The sequence below is a fragment of the Streptomyces sp. NRRL F-5755 genome (assembly GCF_001279365.1).
Taxonomy (GTDB): Bacteria; Actinomycetota; Actinomycetes; order Streptomycetales; family Streptomycetaceae; genus Streptomyces; species Streptomyces rimosus.
In genome coordinates this window covers 1-4277 of sequence record NZ_LGCW01000109.1, presented here as the reverse complement: position 1 = coordinate 4277, position 4277 = coordinate 1, and the positions used below count along the sequence as shown (strand labels likewise).

General features: G+C 67.1%; 5 protein-coding genes and 1 tRNA gene. 3 read left to right on the top strand and 3 right to left on the bottom strand.

Going from position 1 to position 4277, the window contains the following annotated elements; all coding sequences use genetic code 11:
- The 3 genes from ADK86_RS13005 to ADK86_RS12995 form a co-directional block, all read left to right on the top strand.
- Positions 1–194 (top strand): primase C-terminal domain-containing protein (locus tag ADK86_RS13005; protein ID WP_324611388.1); only part of this gene is annotated, 194 nt, incomplete at its 5' end.
- A gap of 4 nt (positions 195–198) precedes the next feature.
- Positions 199–600 carry a hypothetical protein gene (locus tag ADK86_RS13000; RefSeq protein WP_234345833.1) on the top strand — a complete coding sequence of 134 codons (402 nt, stop codon included), beginning with the start codon at positions 199–201 and terminating at the stop codon, positions 598–600.
- A gap of 229 nt (positions 601–829) precedes the next feature.
- The gene (locus tag ADK86_RS12995; RefSeq protein ID WP_324611389.1) at positions 830–1192 is read left to right on the top strand and encodes a DUF1330 domain-containing protein; all 363 of its coding nucleotides are present in this window, start codon (positions 830–832) and stop codon (positions 1190–1192) included.
- Between the two features lie 238 nt (positions 1193–1430).
- Here the strand turns inward: ADK86_RS12995 and ADK86_RS43125 are convergent, their stop codons facing one another.
- The 3 genes from ADK86_RS43125 to ADK86_RS12985 all read right to left on the bottom strand — a co-directional run.
- A complete protein-coding gene (locus ADK86_RS43125; protein WP_234345832.1) occupies positions 1431–2183 on the bottom strand; it encodes a hypothetical protein in 753 nt (250 codons plus the stop codon).
- A 465-nt stretch (positions 2184–2648) separates the two neighbouring features.
- Positions 2649–2735, bottom strand: a tRNA-Ser gene (locus ADK86_RS12990).
- A gap of 43 nt (positions 2736–2778) precedes the next feature.
- Positions 2779–4277: S1C family serine protease (locus ADK86_RS12985; RefSeq protein ID WP_053696734.1), on the bottom strand; the 1499-nt coding region annotated here is incomplete at its 5' end.

The window sequence follows — 4277 nt, the reverse complement described above, 5'->3', positions numbered from 1 at the left end:
CCCCCGCCCTCCTCCGCTTCGTCCGCACCGCCCCGAACGGCCAACGCAACGCCCGCCTCTTCTGGGCCGCCTGCCGCGCCCACGAATCGGGCCTGGGCCAGGAGATGGCCACAGCGCTCACCACGGCGGCCCTGCACACGGGGCTGAGCGAGCGGGAGGCGCGGGCGACGATCGCTTCGGCGGGGCGGCGGTGACGCGATGTCTTCGGAGCTCATCAGGACCTGGGTGGCCGGCTGGGCCGTCTCACGCCACACGCCCCGGCCGATCGAAGCGCCCTGGGGCCTCTACGTCGAGGCGGGCCGCCACATACTCACCATTCCCGACGAGCCCTCGATACGCGCGGCAGCCGCCACCGTAGCCGTCCCCCACACCTGGCTCAAGGCCCCGGAGGGCCCGGACACCATCGCACCCAGGCTTCCCCAGAGCTGGATGGTGGCCCACGAAGAAACCGGCTACCTGGTGGCCACCGAACTCGCCCTCACACCCCCGGCGCCCCTCGACGGCTACACCACCGCCCTCGAAACCCACGAAGGCGTCACACACGTAAACATCACCGGCCCCGCGGGCGAACTCGCCGCCAAGGGACAGATGGCCCTCTAAGGCCACGCCGCAATCATCGACCAGTTCACCACCGAACCACCCCACCGCCGCCGCGGCCTGGGCCGCTCCACGTCATGCAAACCCTCAGCATCCTCGGCGCCACGACGCCGGCCGCGCCCTGTACGAAACCCTGGGCTGGAAGATATACGCGCCGCTGGCGGCGTGCGTTTACCGTCCGTGAGCCGGTCCGCTGGAACCAGTGCCCGGATTCGTCCGGTAAGCCTCCCGCATCTCTGGCAGGGTCATCCCGTACGCGCCGTATCCCACGGGGGAACTCAAGCCCGCTTACGTCATTGTCAATGTCGATGTAATCGACGAGGAGGCTGGCCTGGCCTACGCAACCGTGGCTCAGGAGTCCGTCCTCGGCCACGGCGGCCGCTACCTGATCGCCGGCCCTACACCCGAGCCCGTCGAAGGCACCTGGGATGCCTCCCGGTTCGTAGTCATCGAGTTCCCCGACCTGGATCGGGCGCGCAAGTGGTACGACTCCCCGGAGTACCGGCGCGCCCGGGCGATACGAGAGGGCAAGGTTCGAGTGGGAATGCTTTTTGTCGAGGGCACATCGCCCGAAGGCTTCTCGATTCCGACCTGAGGACTGGGACGAGACGGGCATAGCAAACTGCAAACGCCGGATCTCCGGCGCTCGAACGCGGCTTACCAGTGCAACGGGCCGGTACCGGACGCTATTCGGGATGAAGAACTCGCAGATCTACGGCTTTCGCGCATTCTGCCTCTTGAGGACCGCTCCCCCGAGAAGCCTCCATTTGACCATGAGATCGACCGCAGAAGGTCGATAATCTAGCGACGCGACTGGAAGTATTCGCATAGGTTTACTCGCCGTGTGGGTTCGATGGCTGGAGATACACTCCTTCCGCAACGCGCGATTCCACGATTCCTGACACAAGCGCCTGCACAAGAACACTGTTTGCCTGCTGAAGGGCTCTTACACCGTTCAGGTATAGCGCTCCCGAGATGACGAACCCAAACAGAAGACAAGGAGACCAGGTTACCGCCAGCATGATCCACAGCGTGACAGAATAGATGGCGATATTAACCCGGAACTCAGCTTCCGAGCCGAGGCGATCGTGCTCCATGTAGACGTCCAATCGGTTCACAATAAGACGCATCCTAATCTCTGGCATCTCTTTCAGGATATTGTCAATCCAATCACCCGGATAGGTTCCCCTGTCCCCGCGCCTCCGAATCGCCAACTCGTGCAGTAAATGGATGTTTCCTGGCGTTACGGGCGATAGGCGGATGAACAGCCACCGGCGAACTGACTGGGGTAGCCAGCGGACATCCTTGCACTTAGAGGACCACGCAGCTACATAGACTGCCGGAAGCTTTAAGATGTCACCCATCAGATACAGCGCGAAGGCAATGAAAGACACGATGACGGGCCGCCCAGCTAGGTCGCCGAGCTCATACAGGCGCAGAATTAGTCCCGAAGCTGCGTTCCGTTGAGGTATTTCCTCTCCAAAGAGTATCCAGATTTGCAACGCGCAGAGGACACCAGTAGCGAATGGGGTTCTGAGATGTCGGAACCCGGGAAGAAGACTCGCAAGCATGGTGTGATGATGCATCAGTGAAAGCCTCCGCGTACTCACTTTGAGCAGGCGAAAAACGAAGCCTCGTGAGGGGTTGGCGAACAGGGCCGATCAGGTCGCATGCCCCTGCAGATTTTCTTTCACGGGGCCACCTACGAGGTTCGCGCCCCTTCGACCTACGAGGCGGAGCACTGCCGACCGCAACGGCCGCGGGGCAGTCGCCGTACCGGCACCGTCACACACGCGCCAGTGTGAGCGGACCAACGCCAAGGCGTGGCCGGGGGGAAGCAGTTGCTGCCGCGATGGGGTCGAGCCCGTCATGGGCGCTCCGCTAAGCGCACCACCGTGGTGGGGAGATGAACGGTTGCCCCATCCCGCCAAGACGTCGTGCCCCTGCCGTGCTCGGCCGGACGGGGAACAGCGGGGAATGACGAGTCTCAGGAGGCGGCGGAAAAGCGAGCGGCCCCCGACCAAACTTACTGGTCAGGGGCCGTCTTCATGCGGAGGCTGTGGGATTTGAACCCACGGTGGCGTTGCCGCCACGACAGTTTTCAAGACTGTTCCCTTAGGCCGCTCGGGCAAGCCTCCCCGCGCCGCCGGAGGACGGTGGCGCGGGGATCAGACTAGCGCGTCACTTGTCGCCCGTGCGTTGGCCCAGGGTCACCTGGGTGGTGTGCTCCTTGCCGTCGCGCTTGTAGGTGAGGGTCACCTTGTCGCCCGGCTTGTGCTGGTAGATGGTGCTGATCAGGGTGGGGCCGCTGTCGATGATGGTGTTGTCCAGCTTGGTGATCGTGTCGCCGGGCTTCAGGCCGGCCTGGTCGGCGGGGCCCTTCGGGGTGACCGAGGCGGAGCCGTCGGCGCCGCCCTCCTTGGCGATGGTCGCGCCGTCGCCGGTGTCGCGCATCAGGACCTGCGCGCCGATCTGCGGGTAGACCGGCTGACCCTTCTTGATCAGGTCGCCCGCGACCCGCTTGGCCTGGTCGATCGGGATGGCGAAGCCCAGGCCGATGCTGCCGGACTGGCTCTCGCCGCCGAAACCGCCGCCGCCGTTGCCCGCGGACTGGATGGCCGAGTTGATCCCGATGACGCTGCCGGTGGCGTCCATCAGGGGGCCGCCGGAGTTGCCCGGGTTGATGGAGGCGTCCGTCTGGAGGGCGCTCATGTACGAGGGGGTCGCACCGCCGCCGTCGCTGGAGGCCACCGGGCGGTTCTTGGCGCTGATGATGCCGGTGGTGACCGTGCCGGACAGGCCGAAGGGCGCGCCGATGGCGATCGTCGCGTCACCCACCTGGACGTTGGCGGACTTGCCGAGCGGGAGCGGCACCAGGTTGGCGTCGGAGGGGTTCTTCAGCTTGATGACGGCGACGTCGTAGCCCTGGGCCCGGCCGATGACCTCGGCGTCGTACTTCTTGCCGTTGGAGAACGTGGCGGTCAGCCGGCCGCCCTGGGCGGCGCTCGCGACGACGTGGTTGTTGGTGAGGATGTGGCCCTGCTTGTCGTAGACGAAGCCGGTGCCGGTGCCGCCCTCGCCGGTCGCGCCCTGCGCCTCGATCGTCACGACGCTGGGCAGCGCCTTCTGCGCTATCCCGGAGACGGAGGTGGGCTTGCGGTTGAGCGCCTCGGGGTCGCCGGAGGCGGAGACCGTCGTCGAGTTCGTGTCGTTGCGGTTGGCGGCCCAGAAGCCGATGCCGCCGCCGATGCCGCCGGCCACCAGCGCGGCGACGAGCACGGCCGCGATCAGGCCGCCGTTGCGGCGCTTCTTCGGCGCGGGCGCGCCCGGGGCGCCCCACACGTCGCCCGGGCCGCCTGAGCCGCCTCCGTAGCCGGGGGGCGTGGGGCCGCTCCAGCCGCCGTCGGAAGCTCCGTGCGCCGTCGCGTACGCGGGCGGCGGCGCCTGGTGTGCGTGCTGGTGCGGCTGGTGTGCGCCCTCGCCGCCGGAGGGGGGCTGGGTGCCCATGTACGGGCCGCCGGCCTGGGCGTGGTCCTGCGGGTGGCCCTGGCCCGCCCCCTGGGGCTCTGCCGGCTTCGTGAACTGCTGCGTACGGTCGGGAGCGCCGTCCGCGCTCGCACCCGCCTGCCCGGCCGTCGGCGCGAACTCCGGCGGCGGGGGTGCGGCGGGCGGGGCGGCGG